Here is an 18,663-nt window from a genome sequence, read left to right as displayed (position 1 = left end):
GGCGCCGCTCATGGCGACCTCATTTTTTGTTGATTAATGTGTGTTGGGGGGGCTGGGCTCCTCCGGGGTCGGGCGGCGCCACCGCGGCCCGACCTGCGAGGAGCCCTGCCCTCACACCACTCTTGACTCAACACAAAAGGAGGTCGCCATGAGCGTCGCCACAGACCGCCAGCCCGCGGCCACCATCGCGCCAAGGCGCAAGCGCAAGCCCGTCCTTCCGTACTGGCTGCTGGTGCCCGCGATCGCGATCCTCGTCATCGGTACCGGATACCCCACCGCGTGGCAGCTGTTCAACTCGTTCCGCGAGTACGGTCTCGCGCAACAGTTCGGCAAGCCCGCGCCGTGGATCTGGTTCCAGAACTACACCGAGCTGCTCTCCGACTCCCAGTTCTGGGCCGTCGTATTGCGCTCCCTCGTCTTCTGCGCCGTGACCGCTGGCGCCACCCTCATCATTGGACTTGGCATCGCCCTGCTGATGGCGGCGGTTGGCCGCACGGTGCGCATCATGCTGCAGGTCTCGATGCTGCTTGCCTGGGCAATGCCCGTGGTTGCGGCGATGACCGTGTGGACCTGGCTCTTTGACCGCCGGCGTGGCGTCATCAACTACACGCTCGACAAGATCCCCGGCGTCGACATGTACCGCTTCAACTGGCTCGCGGAACCGCTCACGTTCTTCTTTGTGGCATCGGTCATTGTGATTTGGATGTCCGTGCCGTTCGTGGCCTTCTCGCTCTACGCGGGTCTCACCCAGGTCTCCGAGGAGGTCCTCGAAGCCGCGGACCTTGACGGTGCGAGCGGCTCCCAGCGCCTTCGCCTGGTGATCCTGCCCATCATTCGCCCCGTCATGTCAATCGTGCTGCTGCTGCAGATCATTTGGGACCTCAGAGTCTTCACCCAAATCACGATCCTGCAAGATGCGGGCTCGTCGGCGAGCGAGTTTGACCTGCTCGGCACCTATATCTACAAGCTCGGCACCGGATCTCAGCACTTCGGCATGGCCGCCGCGGCCTCCGTGGTGGTGCTCATCATCACGCTCGTGGTCTCCGGTGGCTACGTCTGGCGCATCATGAAGGAGGACTCCAAGTGAAAGCGCGCAATGGTCGCCGCATCGGCCTTTCGATCCTTGGTGTGGTGCTCGCCCTCATCTGGGTGTTCCCCGTCTACTGGATGATCAACTCGTCCTTCCTCCCCAACCGCACGCTCCAGCGCTTCACGCCCACGTGGCTTCCATTCGGCGGCTCGTGGCGCAACTTCAAGGCCGTGCTTGCCGACGGCTCCTTCTTCAGCGCGTTCGGCATGAGCCTCGCGATCGCGGCGGTGACCGTGTTCTTCGCGGTGCTGTTCGCGTTCCTCGCGGCGATCGCGATCTCGCGGTTCCGGTTCCGTGGCCGCGCGTCGTTTGTGCTTGCGGTGCTGCTCATTCAGATGCTTCCCGCAGAAGCCCTGTTCATCGCGCAGTACAAGATGATCTCTTCGGTCAACCTGCTCAACACCGTGATCGGCGTCAGCATCATCTACATCGCGGCCGTGGTGCCCTTCACGGTGTGGATGCTTCGTGGCTTCGTCGCGGGCGTTCCTGCGGACCTCGAGGAGGCGGCCATGGTGGACGGCCTCAGCCGCTCCAAGGCGTTCTTCAAGATCACGTTCCCGCTGCTCATGCCCGGACTCATCGCGTCTGGTGTGTACGCGTTCCTGCAGGCGTGGAATGAGTTCACCGTTGCGCTCGTGCTGCTCACCAAGGATGAGAGCCAGACGCTCCCGTTGTGGCTGCGCGGCTTCATTCAGGCGTCCGCAACCCGTGAGACTGACTGGGGCCAGGTGATGGCCGCCTCGACCCTTGTGGCCGTTCCTGTCATCATCTTCTTCATGTTCGTGCAGGGCCGCATGACGTCCGGCCTGGTCAGTGGGGCGGTCAAGGGATGAGTCTGGCTCTGCTGATGCCCGGCTTCGTGGGCACCGAGTTGCCCTCGTGGCTTGAGCGTCGCTTGCGTGACGGGCTTGGCGGGGTCTGCATCTTCGGCATGAACGTGGTGTCGCCCCAGCAGCTCACAGAGCTCACGGCGGCGATCTACGCGGCCAATCCGCACGCGATCATCGCGATCGACGAAGAGGGCGGGGACGTCTCGCGCCTGTACCAGGCGCAGGGTTCACCGTTCCCCGGCAACGCGGTGCTTGGGCGCCTGGTCGACGCTGGGCTCACCGAACGCGTTGGCGCGCAGGTTGGGTGGGAGTTGCGGGAGGCTGGGGTGAGCCTCACCCTTGCCCCAGATGCCGACGTGAACTCCAATCCCCTGAACCCCGTGATCGGTGTGCGCAGCTTCGGCACCGATCCGCATGCCGTTGCGGAGCACGTTGCGGCGTGGACGCGCGGCATCGAGGCCACCGGAGTGGCGTCGTGCGCCAAGCACTTCCCAGGGCATGGCGACACGTCCGCGGATTCGCACCACGCGCTCCCCGTGATCGACGCGGATGAAGAGACCGTGCGCGAGCGAGAGCTGGTGCCGTTCCGCGCCGCGATCGCCGCGGGAGCGCGCACGATCATGACGAGCCACATCGTGGTGCCAGCGCTTGACCCCCACAATCCCGCAACCTTCTCGCGCCGCATCCTCACGGATCTGTTGCGCTCCGAGCTCGGCTTCGACGGCGTGATCGTCACCGATGCCCTTGACATGGCTGGCGCGAGCGCGGACCGCGGCATTCCGGCAGCCGCAGTTGCCGCGGTGGCCGCGGGCGCCGAGTTCCTGTGCCTCGGCACGCGCAACACGGACCAGCAGCTCACCGAGATTGTTGAAGCCTTGGACGCGGCCGTCTCCGACGGAACTCTCCCTTCCGCCGTCGTCGAGACGGCCGCGGCCCATGTTCGCCAGTTGGGCGCCGAACTCGCCCGCGAGCGCGCGGAGATTGTGGTTCCGGAACACGGCGCCAACGGCGAGATCCCTGGCCTTACCGCCGGCGTGGTCGCGTCCGCGTTTGAGGTCTCTCAGTCCGCGCGGCAGCTCTTTGCGAGCAATGCGGGAGCGCCGCTCGCCTGGGTGGAGCTCGACACGACGCCCAACATGGCCGTTGGCCCCGCGCCGTGGGGTCCCTTCGCAGCCGGCGTGACGCCGACGGTCGAGCCCGCGCAGGGCGCGCTCGTGGTGGCGGTGGGCAAGGACCTGCAGCGCCATCCCGGTGCCGCTGACCGGATTGCCCAGTTGGCGCAACGCAACGATGTCCTGGTGGTGGAGATGGGCTGGCCCCACCCGGCAGACACGACCTTTCACATTGCCACCTACGGCGCATCGCGCCTGGTAGGCGAGGCACTCATCGACTTGATTGGGCATGACACATGCGTCTGGGAGTAGACATCGGAGGTACCAAGACCGACGTCGTCTTGGTGCATGCGGGAGCCATCGTCGCGCGTCACCGCACGGCGTCTGGCCACGGTGCGGAGGACGTGGTGCGGTCCGCGACGGAAGCGGTGAACGCCGTGCTCGCCGATGCCGGTCTCGGCATGGACAGGGTGGAATCCATCGGCATTGGCGTCCCAGGTGGGGTGTCCGACGGCGTGGTCACCTATGCGCTCAACCTTGGCCTTGAGCGCCTCGACCTTGCGAGCGCCCTCGAGGACGCGTGGGGACAGCGTCCGGTTATCGACAACGACGTGAACGTCGCGGCCCTTGGCGCGTGGGCGTTGCGGGGCCGCACGCCCTCGTCACTCGCGTACCTCAACCTCGGTACGGGCCTAGCCGCGGGAATCATCCTTGATGGCAAGCTGTGGCGCGGAGCGCGCGGCACCGCTGGCGAGCTTGGCCACATCAGCGTTGACCCCGCTGGCCCGCTCGATGCCGACGGCCTGCCGGGCGCGCTCGAGACCTACGCGTCTGGCTCCGGAATCGTGCGCCAATGGGGCGTGCAGGGCGCCGTTGCTCGCGATGTGTTGACGGCCGCGGAGGCCGGGGACCCCCGCGCCGTTGCCATCCGCGAAGGGCTGTACGGGGGAGTTGCCGCCGCGGTGCGCGCGCTCGTGCTCATGCTCGACGTCGAGGTCATCGCGATTGGTGGCGGCCTCGCCGCCTACGGCGAGCCGCTCCTCGACGGCGCTCGCGGCGTGCTCGAAGAGTGGGCGCGGTCAAGTGACTTCCTCGAATCGCTCGCCATGCCACAGCGCATCGAGCTTCTCGACCCCGAGGTGCCGATCGCGGCGCTCGGTGCCGCGGACCTTGGGCAGGGCGGCAATGGCTGAGGTGATCGTCGTCGACTCGGCCGCAGCCGCGGGCGAGCTCGTTGCCTCGCACATCGTGCGCGAGGTGGCGTCGCTGCCCGCCTACACACTTGGGGTTGCGACGGGATCGACTCCGCTCCCCGTGTACGAGGCGCTCGCGGCCCACGCGCGGGCGGGCGTCGACTTCTCGCAAGTCTCCGCCTTCGCGCTCGACGAGTACGTTGGCCTCCCCGCGGGGCACCCGGAGAGTTACCGAGCGGTCGTGGATCGCCACGTCGCGCAGCCGCTTGGCCTCGACCCCAGAAACGTGCATGTTCCCGATGGCTCCCTCGCGGGCATCGAGACGGCGGGTCAGCGCTACGAGGACGCGCTGTCCGGTCACGGTGGGGTTGACCTGCAGCTGCTCGGCATCGGCGCCACGGGGCACCTTGGCTTCAATGAGCCAGGATCTTCCTTCGGCTCACTCACGCGCGTCAAGACGCTCACCGAACGCACGCGCATCGACAACGCGCGCTTCTTTGCGAGCCTCGACGAGGTGCCCATCCACTGCGTGACGCAGGGCCTCGGCACCATTTTGCGGGCGCGGCACCTGGTGCTGCTCGCCTTCGGCGAGGGGAAGGCCGACGCTGTTGCGGCCGCCGTTGAGGGCCCCCTCACGGCCTCGATGCCGGGCAGTGCCATCCAGCTCCATGCCCACGTGACCGTTGTGCTCGACCCAGCCGCAGCGTCGGGCCTTGAGCACCGCGAGTACTACCAATGGGCCCAGGATCACAAACCGGACTGGCAGGGCATCTAGGCTCTGAGCATGGCGGCCTTCACGGACATTCACTGCCACGGCGGTGGCGGTCACGCGTTTGGGGATTCCGTTGCGGGTACCCGCGCGGCGTTCGCCGCGCACCGTGCTCACGGCACGTCGCAGGTAGTGGCGTCGCTCGTGTCGATGTCGCTCGCGGACCTTGAGCGCGCGATGGACGTCATCCGGGCCGCACGCACCTACGAGCCGGGCATCCTTGGCGTGCACCTCGAAGGGCCGTTCCTCGCCCCAGAGCGCAAGGGCGCGCACGATCCAGCTGCCCTTGCGATCCCCACCCAAGCGGTGGTGGCCGACGTACTCGACATCGTTGGCGACGACCTTCGCCAGATCACCATTGCCCCTGAACTACCAGGGGCGATGGAGGCAATCCGCACGTTCTCGAGGGCAGGGGCGGTGGTGGCCGTTGGCCACACGACGGCCGATGCCGCCACCACCACGACGGCCTTCGAGGCGGGAGCCTCGCTCATCACGCACGGCCTCAACGCCATGGCGGGCATGGCGGCGCGGGAGATAGGGCCCGTGGGCGCCGCTATCGCGGACCCATTCGCGCACATCGAGCTGATCGCCGACGGCATCCACGTGAATCCCACCCTCATCCGCACGGTGTTCGCCGCCGCGCCAGGGCGAGTGGTGCTCGTGACCGACGCGATGGCCGCCGCCGCGTCCACGCCCGGTGCGTATCGGCTGGGGTCGCTCGACGTGGAGGTCAAGGACGACGGTAGGGCCGTACTCGCTGGCACGGACACGCTGGCTGGCTCCACGCTCACCATGGACCGCGCGGTCGAGGTGTGTGTCGCCGCAGGGGTGCCGCGAGATCAGGCAGAGGCCGCGGCCAGCACGGTCCCCGCCCGCCTCATTCGCAGGTAGGCCGACTTGGCGAGCGAGACCGCTCCGCGCAGGGACATTCAGGCGCTACGCGCGGTGGCGGTGGCGATGGTGGTGATCTTCCACCTGTGGCCCTCCGCGCTGCCCGGCGGCTACGTGGGCGTTGACGTCTTCTTGGTGATCTCCGGCTTCCTCATCACGCGTCACCTGCTCCAGCGAGAGCCCACCTCGGGGGGAGAACTCGCGGACTTCTGGGGCAGGCGGATCCGCCGCTTGCTGCCCGCAGCAAGCGGCGCCCTCGTGGGCACCGCGGTGCTCGCGCTCGTGCTCATGCCAACGACCTCGCTGCTGTCCCTCGCCAAGTCCACCGTGGCGTCGGCCTTCGCGGTGGAGAACTGGAACCTAATCCTCATCTCGAGCGACTACCTCGCCGCCGACGACGACCCCTCTCCCGTGCAGCACTTCTGGTCGCTCGGCGTCGAGGAGCAGTTCTACTTCGTGTGGCCGCTCATCATCGCGCTGTGCCTCACCCCGCTGCTCGCGCGCCACTCGCGCAAGGCGGTTGGCGTCGCGGTGCTAGCCGTGGTTGCCGTGAGCTTTGCGCTCTCGGTTGTGCTCACCGGGCACGGCGGAGCTCTCGCATACTTTGCCACCGTGACGAGGGTGTGGGAGCTGGGCCTTGGGGCCGTCGTGGCGGTGTGGCACGCCCACGTGGTTGGCCGCGGGGCGCCCTGGCTGCGGCGCTTGGTGTGGTGGGGCGGTGCCGCGGCGATTACCTACTCGGCCTTCGCCTTCGCCGACCTCGCGGCCTTCCCTGGCTACATCGCGCTGCTTCCCGTCGCAGCGACCGCGGCGATGATCGCGGTGAGCGGGGACGGGCTTGGTTGGGTGGGCGAGCGCGCTTACGCGCACCCGTCCGTGCAGTGGGTTGGCGATCGCTCCTACTCGATCTACTTGTGGCACTGGCCGCTCATCGTCGCGCTCGCGGCTGTCATGGCGAAGAACTGGGTGTTCGTGGCGCTCGTGCTTGCGGGCACGACGGTGCTCGCCGCGGCATCGAAGCGGTGGCTCGAGGACGTGCCGCGACGCTCGCCACGCCTTATTGGCTCGCGCAAGGCCACCGCCGGATTGCTCGTCGCGTGCACCGCGCTGTCCTTGGTCGCCGCCACGTCGCTGTGGCTCGTCCAAGAGCGCGAGGCTCGGCAGGGGGAGAGGCTGCTCGCCGCCGCGGCACAGGATCCGTGCCTCGGCGCGGCGGCCGCGCGCGATGCCGCCTGCGGCGACGTTGTACTCGCGACCACTCCCGTTCAGGCCTCACAGGACAAGCCGGACGTGTACGCGGATGACTGCTGGAATTCGCGCCCCTTCACGTCCCGCACCGTGTGCCATTACGGCATGCCCGACGCAGCGGTCACCGTTGCCCTGTACGGTAACTCCCACGCTGGCCAGTGGCAGCCGCCGCTCGCCGCGGCGGTGGAAGAGCGGGGTTGGGCCCTCGACACGTATCTGGCATCAGAGTGCTACCCGGCCGACGAAGAACTGGCGTTTGGCTCCGGCGCGCTTGGCCGCAATTGCCTCGCGTTGCAGACGTGGGCCGCGGACAGCATCGTTGGCGGCGGGTACGACGTGGTGGTGATGGCGAGCCGCACCTTCCAGCCGATTGCGGGAGTGCCCAAGGCTGAACAGTTTGACCGGCAGGTTGAGTCGTACGCGCGGGTCATCGAGCGCTTCGTTTCTGCGGGCCAGCACGTGGTGGTGATTCGCGACACCCCGTACCCCGCCCACGACATTCCGCAATGCCTCGCGAGCAAGGTGACGAGAGCGTGCGCCACCGCTCGCGACGACGCGCTGCCGCCGGACCCGCTCGTCGAGGCCGCGCAGGCGACCGCTGCCGTGACGATCCTCGATGTGAGCGACCTACTGTGCGGGCCAGAGGTGTGCGAGCCCGTCATCGGCGGCCTCATCACGAACTTCGATCAGGGGCATTTCACCAAGGCGTTCGCGGCCACCCTCGAACCAGAGGTGAGCAAAGCGCTCGTCGCGGCCACAGCGTCGGGCTGATTGCTAACGGAAGACGATGGTGCGGTGACCGTCGAGCAACACTCGGTGCTCGGCGTGCCAGCGCACTGCGCGGGCAAGTGCCCTGCGCTCGACGTCGGCGCCGATCGCCGTGAGCGACTCGGGGGTGTGAGCGTGGTCAACGCGGTCAACGTCTTGCTCGATGATGGGGCCCTCGTCGAGGTCGCTCGTCACGTAGTGGGCCGTGGCACCGATGAGCTTCACGCCGCGATCGTGGGCCTGGAAGTACGGGCGCGCGCCCTTGAATGACGGCAAGAACGAATGGTGAATGTTGATAGCGCGGCCGCGCAGCGCCTCCGCAAGGGTGGGCGACAGGATCTGCATGTAGCGGGCGAGCACCACGAGCTCCACATCGAGCTCCTCGACCATCGCGAGCAGCGCGGCCTCTGCATCGTCCTTGGTGTCTGCCGTCACCGGGATGTGCACGAACGACTTTCCGTAGAACTCCGCGAGACCCTGCAGGGTGGTGTGGTTGCCAACGACCGCAACGATCTCGATGGGCAACGTTCCCGCGCGCTCGCGGTAGAGCAGGTCTCCAAGGCAGTGCTCGGCCTTCGACACCATGACGATGGTGCGCATGGGGCGCCCCGCGGTATCGAGGTTCCACGTCATCGCGAACCGCTCGGCTACCGGGGTGAGCGCGGCGCGCAGCTCGTCCTCGCTCACGCTCGCCTCGAGCTCAACGCGCATGAAGAAGTTGCCGGTGTCCGCGGCGCCAAACTGATGAGATTCCGTGATGTTGCCGCCAACTCCCGCGATGGCGCCGCTCACAGCGTGCACAATGCCGGGCCCGTCAGGGCAAGAAAGGCTGAGGACGTAACGCGCGGGGGCACTCACAACTAGAGCTCTGCCTCTCGGATCGCCTGAATGATGTCGGTAGTGGAGATATCGGCCGTGCGCGGCAAGTACACAACCTCGCAGATGTCGCCGAACTCGTCGAAGCGGCCCTTCCAGTCGTCACCCATGACAAGGATGTCCGCGCGATGCTCGAGCAGGTACTCGCGCTTGAGGTCCAGCGAGTGCTCGTAGAACACCTCGGAGACGCAGTCGAGGCTGCGCACAATCTCGAGCCGGTGTTCCTGCCGGTAGATGGGGTAGCGGCCCTTCTTGGAGAAGTTGAGTTCGTCCGTGGAGATGCCGACCGTGAGGTGGTCGCCGAGGTCGTGGGCGCGCGTGAGGATGTTGACGTGTCCCACGTGGAACACATCAAACGTCCCAAAGGTGATGACGCGCGTGGGCATGGACTCTCCTCGAGGGGCGGGGCGGCCCCCGCGCTACGAGGCTACAGCCTGGCCACACTTTGTTACGCTCGTGAAGGCCCGCGTCCACACGGGCTGCGGAGAATCGAGGGGTGACATGGTCACAGGGCGCGCAACGGCGCGGGCTGCGCTGAGCTTGCTGGTGGCGGTGCTGTTGCTCGTGACGGGGGTGGGCACGGCCAACGCCGCATCGCCCAAGGTCACGGTCTCCGCGTCCGCTTACGTTGCGGTGGGCGGCAGCGTCACCGCGAAAATCACGCTGACCGGTTCCTCCGCAAAGACCGCGTACCTGCAGATCAAGTCAGGTGGCACGTGGAAGAGCGCCTCGCGCACTATCGCGCTCACCAAGGGCAAAGGCTCCACGGCTCTCAAGCCGACGGCGGCGCGCACCTATCGCATCAAGGCTGGGGGAGCGTACTCGAAGGCCTTCACGATCACTCCCGTGACTCTCACGGCGGCGGCCGCGGCGTCGCCGATCACGCGAGGCTCCTCCACCACCGCGGAGGTCACCGTCAAGCCCGCGATCACCGCAAGCGCAAAACTCCAGTACCTGGAGGGATCCACGTGGGTCACCGCGCGCACCTTCGCCGTCACGAAGGGCAAGGCCTCGACATCGCTCAAGCCAACGGACACCCGCAAGTATCGCGTCGTGCTTGGTGCGGCGGTCAGCAAGACCATCACCGTGGTGGTGGTGCCCAAACCGATTCCCGACGAGTTCGTCTTCACGGGCTCCGGGTGGGGTCACGGCGTGGGGATGTCGCAATACGGGGCGTACGGCATGGCCAAGCAAGGCTCCACCGCCACCCAGATCCTGACCCACTACTACACCGGCACCGCGGTGGAGTCGGTGCCCGCAGCTGGCGACATTCGCGTGCACGTCTTTGGCTCGGGATCCGACAGCACCACCTCCGCCGTGCTCACGGTGCGTTCCCCAGGAACCGGCACCGACGCCAACGGCGGCTGGCGACTGCGCGTGTACGGCGCTGGGTCAAGCACTCCGTCTGCCACCTGGACGGGGCTCAACGACGAGGCGATCACCGTCACGAGGTCCGAATCCACGCTGAGCTTTTCCCGCGCGGGTGGTGCGACCACAACAGGCGCTACGGCGACTCTCGAGTGGGAGGCAACAACCGGCTACTTGCCCACCTCCCCAGAGAACCCGTACGTCGAGGTGACCACAGCGTCGGGCACCGCGGCGACCAACGGCACCTACCGGCACGGCAGGCTCGAACTGAGCGTCACCAACTCGCGACTGACCATCGTCAACGTGCTCAAACTCAACACCGAGTACCTCTACGGGGTGGCGGAGATGCCGTCGTCGTGGTCAACGGAGGCGCTCAAGGCGCAAGCGATCGCGGCGCGCGGATTTGCGTTGCGCAAGGTCGCGAGCGGCGTGCTGTCGACGTGCGCGTGCAACCTCTACGACGACTCCCGCAGCCAGAACTTCACGGGCTGGAAGAAGGAAAACGAGGGCACCAGCGCGGTCTACGGCAAGCGCTGGGTTGCTGCAGTCGACGGCACCAACGGGTCCGCCGGAGCGACCGGAAAGGTGCTCACCTACGGCGCTGGCGGTGCGGCGAACATCGCCACCACGTACTACTTCTCGTCGTCCGGAGGCCAGACAGAGAACAGCGAAAAGGTGTGGACCGAAGGGGTCTCGTACCTGCGCAGCGTCGACGACCACTGGAGCGTCGACGGCACCGTGAGCAACCCCAACGCCTCGTGGACGCGCACGGTCTCTCAGCAGGCGGTTGCCCTGCAGTTTGGGCTGCCCAACGTGGTCTCGCTCACCATCTCCGAACGCACGTCGTCCGCTCCCAAAGCCGCCGCCTACGTCATCACCGCCACCGCGGCGAACGGAGACACCTCTGTGCTTACCGGCGCGGACAACGTGCGCATCGCGTTTGGACTCAAGTCGCCGTGGGTGTGGAGTATTACTCCGCGATAGCGCTCTGCCTAGAGCACCGGCGGGCGTCCGCGCTTCGTCATCGCCCACACCGTCTTCCACGCCATGGGACGCCGCCGCCCAGCATCGGTCGTGATGCCGGCCCATGCGCCGCGCAACCACCCGCATAACTCACGCGGGTGTGTGACGTTGCGAATCGTGGTGAGAACCGCCCAGTCCAGGATGTACGCGATCGCGATGGGGCACGGCAGGTTGCGCTTGGCCAACCACACCCGGTTGCGCGCGTCTTGCCACATGTGGTCCGCATGGCGCGAGCGCTCGACGCGCGGGTGCACCGCGCGCAGGTCTGCGCGGTACTCCACGCGATAGCCGTAGTCCCAAGTGCGCCACGCGAGTTCGATGCCCTCGTGCGCGTAGAAGAATCTCCCCGGCCAGTTGCGCGTCCCGCGCAACACGCGCTTGCGCACCGCAACCGAACCCTCGAGCACGCTGAATACCTCGGAGGACACCATCGGATCCTTGTTTCGAAGGCGCGGCACCCAGCGGCGCAGGCTCTCGCCATCAGGGGTCTCTATGCGCGTCTGGATCGCGCCGAGCGTTGGGTCCGCAGCAAACAGTGCCTCGATGCGCGCCAACGTGTCTGGCTCTGGTAGCACGGCGTCGTCGTCAAGGAAAAACACGAGCCGGCCCCGCACCCGCTCAATGCCCTTATTGCGACCCTTTGGAGCGCCAAGGTTCGTTTCCAGGTAGACGGTGCGCACGCCGTCGGGCAGGCCCGACGGCTCCCACCCGTTCCCCACCACGATCACCTCAAGCGCAACGCCAGTTTGGGCGAGCAGCGAACCCACCGCCGCGCCCAATTCCACCGGCCGAGTGCCCTGGCTGAGCACCACGGCGGACCAGCTCGGCCTCACGGGGTGGGCCCGCGCAGGGTGCTCGACGCGAGGATCGCGGTGACGTGGCCCACGATCACGAAGGGAAGCGCGCAGGCCAACACCGCGAGGCCAACGGCGAGGCCGTTGAAGTCAAAGAGCGCGCCGAGGATGGCTGCAACGAGCAGCACGATGGTCTGCTCGACAGAGTGATAGAGGCGGTGAAGTGGAACAAAGTCCGCGGCCCTGCGGGCCTTGCCGATGAGGGAGCTGGAGATGACCCGTGCTCCCGCGGCATCGCGCGGAAGGTCAAGGCCAGCCTGAACGCGAGACAAGCGCATCGCGTCTCGCAGCGACTTATTGACCAACACGAGCGTGGCGGTGGCCCCGCCAACGGTTGCCCAGCGCCAGTCGTGAGGCGTGGCCGCGAGCGTGACGGCGAGGCCCGCGGCGAAGGGGATCGCGGACTCAGTGGTGGTGTGCGCGATGCGGTCAAGGAAGATCCCGCGCGGGCCCGTAGTGCGCCGCCAGCGCGCCACCTCGCCGTCGATCGAGTCGATCGTCATCTGGAGGAATGCGAGGAAGCAGGCAAGCAGGGGACCCCACACGCCGGGGATGAGCAGCGCGGCGGCCGCGGCCCACCCGCACAGAATCATGATCCCCGTGACCGCGTTTGCGGACAGCCCAAGCCACACTGCAATGCGCGTGAGGTAGATGGAGAAGCTGCGGCCAAACAGCGTGGCCGTCCAGTGCTCGGCGCTCTTGCGGCCGCGAATCTCTGGCGGCTGGCAGACGTCGCGCATCTGCTCGATCGTTGGCCACTCGCGGCTCATCGACGTGCCTTCGCCCTGTGGTGCTCTGTGTGGGCGCGCGCTCGCAAAGGCATGAGGTTCCTAACGGGTATGAAGCTTGTCGCCAAGGATACCCGCCGTGCCTTGCGCCCCCGGAGGTTGCGGTTTGGCCGCGATTTGACGCTCAGGTGGCCTTGCCTGCGAGGTTCATGCGCCCGAGCCTGTAACGATAGAGCCATGGCTGGCGAAAAGGTGCGCATCGATGTCATCGGCAAGGACGACGCTGGTGAGCTGCTCACCGTGCGCCGCGCGGCGTTCGTGAGCGAGGCGCAGATCTTCAATGACCCCAACATCCCGGCGCTGACGCAGAGCCTCGACGAACTACTCGTTGACCTCGAGTCCGACGACGTGGTGACGCTTGGGGCGTGGCGCGGCCACCGGCTCGTCGGCTCCATTCGCGTGGGGATTGAGGACGACAAAGCCACCATTGGTCGCCTTGCGGTGGCCCCCGACCAGCAGGGTCAGGGGATTGGCACGCAACTGCTCTTTGCGGTGCTTGGCCACCTGCCGGAAAACACCAAAGAGGTGTGGGTGTTTACAGGGCAGAACTCGAAGCACAACATCTCGCTGTACAACAACGCGGGCTACGAGCACCAGTTTGACCAGGTGGCGGGCGACCTCACGTACGCGTACTTGCGCAAGGTACTTGAGGCGGGCGCCATCGTCGACGACGAAGCCGACGACGTCGCCATCCGCGGCGACAACTAGTCGCTAGCTGTTCGCCGCGTACTCACCTGGGTGATACAGGCCCCACACGCCGCTGAGCGGGCGCTTGCGCGCGTACACGCCGCGCTGCGGGTCAGCAGTGCCGTCCGTGGTGTTCCCCTCAAAGGTGTAGACGTAGTTGCCGCTCACCTTCACGGCGAAGCCGGTGTGGGTGGGGGTGCCATTGCCCCAGTCGAAGAGCAGGATGTCTCCCGCCCTGATCTCCGAGGCCTTAGGGTCGCGGATCAGCGCGGGGCTGGCCTTGACCGCGGTCACGTAATGGGGGAAGTAGGTGCGCACTGGCGCCTCGCCGGAGCGGCCGGCTGCGTACGTTGACCAGGCCACGAACACCTGGCACCACGCGTGAGTGCCGCCCACCCACTCGTTGTACTTGCTCTCTCGCCAGGACGGCTCCTCGTAGTACTTCTGCGAGTACGCCGCGGCGAGCGTCTCCACCTGCGGCCAGCGCCCGTAGGCCACGTAGATGCCCTTGCTCATGGACGAGGTGTTCGTGTAGATCGCCCCGCCTGAGAACAGCTGTACGCAACCACCCTCTAGCAGGCCGCACTTCACGTCGCGCTCAGGGAGGCCGAGCGAGCCATGCCATGCGCTGCGATCCAGGTAGCCCGTAAGTTGCTTGCCTTCGATGACCCACGTGCGCTTGGTACCGCCGGTCTCTGTGACCTCCACGAGGAAGCCCTTCTTGAACTTCTGGATTCGCGCCGACTCGGCGCCGCCGGTGTACTTGGCTGCCGCCACCTCATCAGCGGCGATCGCGCGGATCGCCGTGGTGGCGGCTCCGAGGCGCCACGCCATGAGCGCGCGGCGCTCCTCGAGGGTGCTTGTGCCGCCGTTAAGTTCCACCTCGAATGTGGGAGACGTGGCGAGGGTGGAGCCGGAGGAGGACAGGATGCGCGCCCTGAACGTGCGATCCGCGCTGAGGCGAACCCTCACGGTGAAGTTTCCGGCGCTCGATGCCTTGACGGTGCCCACCGATTTCCAGGTGCCATCACTCAAGCGGACCTCGACGCGCACCTTGTACGCGCCTCCCTTGCCGTCCTTCACTGCGGAGCCGCCAAGGTAGGCCGACTCGAGGCTGTGCACCTGCGCGGAGCGGGTGCCCGCAGAGATGGCGTAGCCGCTCTTGGAGACCACGTCGGTACGCCACACGGCACTCTGAATGCCATCGCCAACGATCCGGTAGTACGCGCTCTTGGTTGGCAGCCACGAGGTGGCGCCCTGCCCGTCTTCCACCGGGATGGTCGTTGCAGAGGTGTGCCACTCTGTCTGATCCGTTGACCACTCCACGGTGCCCTTGCCGCTCAGCGAGCCGTCTCCCTTTGCGGTGATGTACATGCGCGTGCCCTTTACCACCTGATCGGGCGCGGTCACGCTCACCGAGTCGCCCGGTGCCATTGCAAGTTGGCGCGAACCGAGCGGTGACGACGCGGGCACGTCCGCGGCAACGGCAGTCTCTGCGGTTGCCGCGAGAACGAGGGTAAGGAGGGCGACAAACGTCGCTCGGAGTGGTCGACTAGCCATACCGGGGAGGTTCCTAACGTCATTCCGGCAGCTGTGCCGCTGCCGCTCCGCATCGCCTCCACCATAACCCGGGCCGCCGCTCAAACGCGATACCGAGGCGCCATGGCAAGATTGGGCGCACCGGGGTATCGGTGGGCTTGGGGGCGGAAAGGCTGGCATCCGGTGGGAGGCGTGACGGTGCGATGACGGTCGCTAGACGCGCACGAGATCTGCGCCTCGACTCGGCAACCGGTGCACTGATGTGCCTGGTAGTTCTAGGTCACGTGCTCGCCTCGATGGACGGTGCTGCGAGCCATGCGGCATTGCTGTGGATTTATCTGTTTCATATGCCCGCGTTCGTTTTTCTCAGCGGCTACGCCACGCGCTACGTGACCGCGTGGTCCCCTGTGAAAATAGTCACTCGCCTCCTGTTCCCGTACCTGGTATTCGCCCTCATACAGCGGTTGTTTGACGCTTGGTGGAACTCCACGCCTTTTGAGTTCCCTTTCGCGTCAGCTCCCTGGACGCTCTGGTACCTCATCGCGCTGATGGCGTGGCGGCTCGTGGCGCCCCTGTTCCAGCGCATGTCCTTTGCCGTTGCGGTTCCCGCGTGCGTAGCGCTGTCCCTAGCGGGTGCTGGGGTCTCGTGGCTGGGGCAGGGATTCTCGCTTGGGCGGATCGTGGGCATGCTGCCGTTCTTCGTTGCCGGACTGTTGTGGCGTGACCAGTGGTGGGAATGGGCACTATCGCGGTGGGCGCGAGTGGCCGCCGCGGCTGCTCTCTGTGTCGGCGCGATCGTGGTGCTGCTGACTCACGCAGGGGTTCCCGTGAGTGACTTCTACTACTCGTTGAGCCACGGCACCATGGGCCTCACCGCGGGTGAGGGGATCGCGCATCGGGCCATGGTGTTGGCCATTGGCGCGCCGCTCGCACTGGCCGCGGTGATTCTGACGATGCGCGTGCTTCCGGTGCTTCCAAGCATCGGGGTGGCGAGCCTCACGGTGTACCTGTTGCACACCGTGGTGCTGCTGGTGTGGCACGAGGAGGGAGCTCCCGCGTGGTTCGCCGGGTGGTGGGCGGTCCTTGTCGCCGCCGCAGCCAGCTTTGGCCTTGCCTGGGTGCTGTCGCGGAGACCGGTGGTCGCCGCCACGGCGCCGCTCATGGACCTTCGCTGGTGGCAGGCGCGGTTGGGCAAGGGCAAGGGCAAGGGCAAGGGCAAGGGCAAGGGCAGACGCAACGCTCGCGCGGCGTGACGAGCCCTTGATAGACTCACCCCGTCGCGACTGGCGCACGTGGTGTCACCACGAGGGAGCGGCATCCTGAAGACTGTTGGTCGTTCGCCTGGGCCAAGGTCACCGGACAGAAGCCGGCGGCCCCGTGTCGCCCGCCCCAACAGATAAGGGAACGCCATGAGCACCGACTCCAGCGCCACCGCAGCCGTTATGAACGCCACGCTGCAGGACTTTGATCCAGACATCGCCCAGGTCCTCGAGCGCGAGCTCGACCGCCAGCAGACCTACCTCGAAATGATCGCCTCCGAGAATTTCGTACCGCGCTCCGTGCTGCAGGCGCAGGGCTCCGTGCTCACAAACAAGTACGCGGAGGGCTACCCTGGCCGCCGCTACTACGGCGGCTGCGAAGAGGTGGACGTCGCGGAGACGATTGCCATCGAACGCGCGAAGTCGCTGTTTGGTGCGGCGTACGCGAACGTCCAGCCGCACTCCGGTGCCACCGCGAACGCGGCCGTGCTGCACGCGCTCATCAACCCCGGCGACAAGATCATGGGCTTGTCGCTCGCCCACGGCGGCCACCTCACGCACGGCATGAAGCTCAACTTCTCCGGAAAGCTCTACGACGTCGCCGCGTACGGCCTCGACGAGGCCACGTACCGCGTCGAGATGGAGACGGTCCGCAAGATCGCCCTCGAGGAGCGCCCCGACGTCATCATCGCGGGCTGGTCCGCGTACCCGCGTCACCTGGACTTCGCGGCCTTCCGCTCGATCGCCGATGAGGTTGGCGCCAAGCTGTGGACCGACATGGCGCACTTCGCTGGGCTCGTTGCTGCTGGCCTGCACCCCTCTCCCGTGCCACACAGCGACGTCGTCTCCACGACCGTGCACAAGACGCTCGGCGGCCCCCGCTCCGGCCTCATCGTGTCCCGCGACGAGGAATACGCGAAGAAGCTCAACTCTGCCGTCTTCCCCGGCCAGCAGGGCGGCCCGCTCATGCACGTGATCGCCGCGAAGGCCGTTGCCCTTAAGGCCGCCGCGCAGCCCGAGTTCAAGGAGCGCATGGAGCGCGTCCTCGAGGGCGCCCGCATCCTCGCGGAGCGGCTCACGGCGCCCGACGCTGTGGCCGCGGGCGTCAACGTCGTCACCGGCGGCACGGACGTCCACTTGGTGCTCGCCGATCTTCGCAACTCGCCGCTCAGCGGCCAGGACGCGGAGGATCTGCTGCACGAGGTTGGCATCACGGTGAACCGCAACGCGGTGCCGTTCGACCCCCGCCCGCCGATGGTCACCTCCGGCCTGCGCATCGGCACCCCTGCTCTGGCGAGCCGCGGCTTCGGCGCCGAGGAGTTCACTGAGGTCGCCGACGTCATCGCCACGGCACTTAAGGGCGGCGCGGACGTGGACGCGCTGCGCGCTCGCGTCGCGAAGCTCGCGGACGACTTCCCGCTCTACGACGGCCTGGCCCAGTAAGGCGCGTCGCCCATGACCGCTCAGAAGCTGGACGGCAAGGCGACTGCGGCCGCCATCAAGGGAGAGCTCAAGGAACGGGTGACGGCGCTGCGCGAGCGCGGCGTCGTCCCCGGCCTTGGCACCCTTCTCGTCGGTGATGACCCGGGTTCCACCTGGTATGTCAACGGCAAGCACGCCGATTGCGCCGAGGTTGGCATTGCGTCGATCCGCGAGGACCTGCCGGGAACGGCGACGCAAGAGGAGATCGAGGCCGCGGTAGCGCGCCTCAATGGCAACCCGGACTGCACGGGCTTCATCGTGCAGCTCCCGCTTCCCGCCGGCATCGACACCAACCGCGTGCTCGAGCTCATCGATCCGGACAAGGACGCCGACGGCCTGCACCCCACCAACCTCGGTCGCCTCGTGCTGCGCATGAGCGAGGACATCGAGTCCTCGCTCCCGTGCACGCCCAAGGGCATCATCGAGCTCATCGAGCGGCACGGCGTCTCGCTGCGCGGCAAGGAGGTCGTGGTGATCGGCCGCGGCACCACCGTTGGCCGCAGTATCGGCCTGCTGCTCACCCGCCGCGCGGTCAACGCCACCGTGACGCTGTGCCACACCGGCACCGCGGACCTCGCCTCGCACACGCGCGGGGCCGACGTCATCGTCGCGGCAGCGGGGGTTCCCGGGCTTGTGACGGGGGACATGGTCAAGGATGGCGTGGTGCTCATCGACGTTGGTGTTTCCCGCGTGACGGATCCCGAGACGGGCAAGTCCCGCGTCGCCGGCGACATCGCGGCAGACGCCCTCGTCAAGGCGTCCTGGTACTCACCGAATCCCGGTGGAGTGGGCCCCATGACGCGCGCCATGCTGCTGTCCAACGTGGTCGAGAGCGCCGAACGAGCCCGCTAGCCCGGATCGCCCCTCCACACACGGCGATTGCTCC

Annotated in this window: 17 protein-coding genes and 1 riboswitch; of the genes, 12 read left to right on the top strand and 5 right to left on the bottom strand. The window is 67.1% G+C overall.

All coding sequences use genetic code 11. The features are described from left to right. The first annotated feature begins 148 nt into the window (after positions 1-148). From QM618_RS09920 to QM618_RS09890, 7 genes are read left to right on the top strand one after another with little or no spacing between them, the layout of a single operon-like run. Positions 149-1,087, top strand: a complete 939-nt coding sequence (locus QM618_RS09920; protein WP_428098024.1) for a carbohydrate ABC transporter permease — start codon at positions 149-151, stop codon at positions 1,085-1,087. Beyond that, entirely contained in the window at positions 1,084-1,923 is an 840-nt protein-coding gene (locus QM618_RS09915; RefSeq protein WP_428098020.1) for a carbohydrate ABC transporter permease, read from the top strand. Before QM618_RS09920 ends, QM618_RS09915 begins: the two co-directional genes overlap by 4 nt. Next, positions 1,920-3,344, top strand: a complete 1,425-nt coding sequence (locus tag QM618_RS09910; RefSeq protein ID WP_428098016.1) for a glycoside hydrolase family 3 protein — start codon at positions 1,920-1,922, stop codon at positions 3,342-3,344. The genes QM618_RS09915 and QM618_RS09910 overlap by 4 nt, the downstream gene beginning before the upstream one ends. Then, positions 3,329-4,225 carry an ROK family protein gene (locus QM618_RS09905; protein WP_428098012.1) on the top strand — a complete coding sequence of 299 codons (897 nt, stop codon included), beginning with the start codon at positions 3,329-3,331 and terminating at the stop codon, positions 4,223-4,225. Before QM618_RS09910 ends, QM618_RS09905 begins: the two co-directional genes overlap by 16 nt. After that, entirely contained in the window at positions 4,218-5,000 is a 783-nt protein-coding gene (locus tag QM618_RS09900; protein WP_428098010.1) for a glucosamine-6-phosphate deaminase, read from the top strand. Before QM618_RS09905 ends, QM618_RS09900 begins: the two co-directional genes overlap by 8 nt. Positions 5,001-5,009: 9 nt before the next feature. Continuing rightward, a complete protein-coding gene (locus QM618_RS09895) occupies positions 5,010-5,885 on the top strand; it encodes an N-acetylglucosamine-6-phosphate deacetylase (RefSeq protein WP_428098007.1) in 876 nt (291 codons plus the stop codon). Between the two features lie 6 nt (positions 5,886-5,891). Next, positions 5,892-7,904, top strand: coding sequence for an acyltransferase family protein (locus tag QM618_RS09890; protein WP_428098003.1), 2,013 nt, complete (start codon positions 5,892-5,894; stop codon positions 7,902-7,904). A 3-nt stretch (positions 7,905-7,907) separates the two neighbouring features. Here the strand turns inward: QM618_RS09890 and purU are convergent, their stop codons facing one another. Together purU and QM618_RS09880 are read right to left on the bottom strand one after the other, a co-directional pair. Then, positions 7,908-8,759 (bottom strand): formyltetrahydrofolate deformylase, encoded by an 852-nt coding sequence (gene purU, locus QM618_RS09885; RefSeq protein ID WP_428098000.1) that lies wholly within the window; start codon positions 8,757-8,759, stop codon positions 7,908-7,910. Positions 8,760-8,761: 2 nt separating this feature from the next. Continuing rightward, positions 8,762-9,163 (bottom strand): adenylyltransferase/cytidyltransferase family protein, encoded by a 402-nt coding sequence (locus QM618_RS09880; protein ID WP_428097996.1) that lies wholly within the window; start codon positions 9,161-9,163, stop codon positions 8,762-8,764. 115 nt (positions 9,164-9,278) lie between these two features. Here QM618_RS09880 and QM618_RS09875 point away from each other — a divergent pair, with 115 nt between their 5' ends. Continuing rightward, the gene (locus QM618_RS09875) at positions 9,279-11,129 is read left to right on the top strand and encodes a SpoIID/LytB domain-containing protein (protein WP_428097992.1); all 1,851 of its coding nucleotides are present in this window, start codon (positions 9,279-9,281) and stop codon (positions 11,127-11,129) included. 8 nt (positions 11,130-11,137) lie between these two features. Here QM618_RS09875 and QM618_RS09870 read toward each other — a convergent pair whose 3' ends face one another. Both QM618_RS09870 and QM618_RS09865 read right to left on the bottom strand, forming a co-directional pair. After that, on the bottom strand, positions 11,138-12,001 hold the full coding sequence (locus QM618_RS09870; protein WP_428097987.1) for a glycosyltransferase family 2 protein: 864 nt from the start codon (positions 11,999-12,001) through the stop codon (positions 11,138-11,140). Then, on the bottom strand, positions 11,998-12,792 hold the full coding sequence (locus QM618_RS09865) for a CDP-alcohol phosphatidyltransferase family protein (protein ID WP_428097981.1): 795 nt from the start codon (positions 12,790-12,792) through the stop codon (positions 11,998-12,000). Before QM618_RS09865 ends, QM618_RS09870 begins: the two co-directional genes overlap by 4 nt. A 195-nt stretch (positions 12,793-12,987) precedes the next feature. Between QM618_RS09865 and QM618_RS09860 the strand changes: the two genes are divergently transcribed. Continuing rightward, on the top strand, positions 12,988-13,518 hold the full coding sequence (locus tag QM618_RS09860) for a GNAT family N-acetyltransferase (protein ID WP_428097976.1): 531 nt from the start codon (positions 12,988-12,990) through the stop codon (positions 13,516-13,518). A 3-nt stretch (positions 13,519-13,521) separates the two neighbouring features. On the opposite strand, the gene QM618_RS09855 is transcribed toward QM618_RS09860, so the two are convergent. Continuing rightward, entirely contained in the window at positions 13,522-15,057 is a 1,536-nt protein-coding gene (locus QM618_RS09855) for a CHAP domain-containing protein (protein WP_428097972.1), read from the bottom strand. A 182-nt stretch (positions 15,058-15,239) separates the two neighbouring features. On the opposite strand from QM618_RS09855, the gene QM618_RS09850 reads away from it, so the two are divergent. From QM618_RS09850 to QM618_RS09840, 3 genes are all read left to right on the top strand, one after another. After that, complete coding sequence (locus tag QM618_RS09850) at positions 15,240-16,289, top strand: acyltransferase family protein (protein ID WP_428097968.1); 1,050 nt, start codon at positions 15,240-15,242, stop codon at positions 16,287-16,289. Positions 16,290-16,305: 16 nt separating this feature from the next. After that, positions 16,306-16,390: riboswitch (ZMP/ZTP riboswitch) on the top strand. 55 nt (positions 16,391-16,445) lie between these two features. After that, positions 16,446-17,738: a serine hydroxymethyltransferase gene (glyA, locus tag QM618_RS09845; RefSeq protein ID WP_428097965.1), complete on the top strand. Its 1,293-nt coding sequence runs from the start codon at positions 16,446-16,448 to the stop codon at positions 17,736-17,738. A 12-nt stretch (positions 17,739-17,750) separates the two neighbouring features. Further along, positions 17,751-18,629, top strand: a complete 879-nt coding sequence (locus tag QM618_RS09840) for a bifunctional methylenetetrahydrofolate dehydrogenase/methenyltetrahydrofolate cyclohydrolase (RefSeq protein WP_428097962.1) — start codon at positions 17,751-17,753, stop codon at positions 18,627-18,629. Positions 18,630-18,663: the final 34 nt, after the last annotated feature.

Origin of the sequence: Demequina sp. (assembly GCF_049841215.1) — a bacterium.
Taxonomy (GTDB): domain Bacteria; phylum Actinomycetota; class Actinomycetes; order Actinomycetales; family Demequinaceae; genus Demequina.
Note: the sequence above shows the minus strand (reverse complement) of the source record. Positions and strands in the feature narration are given on the sequence as shown.